Source organism: Flavobacterium poyangense, assembly GCF_011751075.1.
GTDB lineage: Bacteria > Bacteroidota > Bacteroidia > Flavobacteriales > Flavobacteriaceae > Flavobacterium > Flavobacterium poyangense.
The window spans coordinates 1-561 of sequence record NZ_JAALLN010000180.1; the positions used below are offsets into that span (position 1 = coordinate 1).

General features: G+C 40.3%; 1 protein-coding gene. It reads left to right on the plus strand.

Annotation, left to right across the window (positions count from 1 at the left end):
- Positions 1 to 35: 35 nt before the first annotated feature.
- Positions 36 to 476 (plus strand): pheromone/general odorant binding protein, encoded by a 441-nt coding sequence (locus G3A47_RS23235; protein ID WP_166926647.1) that lies wholly within the window; start codon positions 36 to 38, stop codon positions 474 to 476.
- Positions 477 to 561: the final 85 nt, after the last annotated feature.

The window sequence follows — 561 nt, forward strand, 5'->3', positions numbered from 1 at the left end:
GCTCGGATAGAATAGACCTACGATAGTCGTTAGACTTGCTTCGTTGCGGAAACATGAAGATATACTTGATTTGTGCCGTTGTTTTTTTAGCACCAGCTGTTTTTGGTAGCTTTGCTGCGTCAATAGACGATGATTTTCATGCTTATGAAGCAGACTGTGGAGCTAAGAGTGGAGTCAGTAATGAGAGCATCGAAGCTGCTAGACAAGCCAGACAACTTCCTCAAAGTCCACAAATGAATGCATTCGCTATGTGTATGCTGGGAAAATACAACGTGATGGCTGTAGACGGATCCATTAATCCCAACGTTCAGTCTTACGGCATCATCACTGACGTGCCTAACAATACCTGGAGAGTTTCTGAACGATGCAGAACTTTAAGTGGAAACGACGTCGGAGAAACCGCAAGAATGATAATGAACTGTTATTTGGACAGTAACCAGATGGTGATGGCATTGACCCCACGAGTTTCTTATTAAAAACAAGATTTCTTTTGTTCTGTACTTAATTGTTATAAATTATGCGAATGTTAGTTTTCAATTTATTCTGCAAATAAAAGTTACC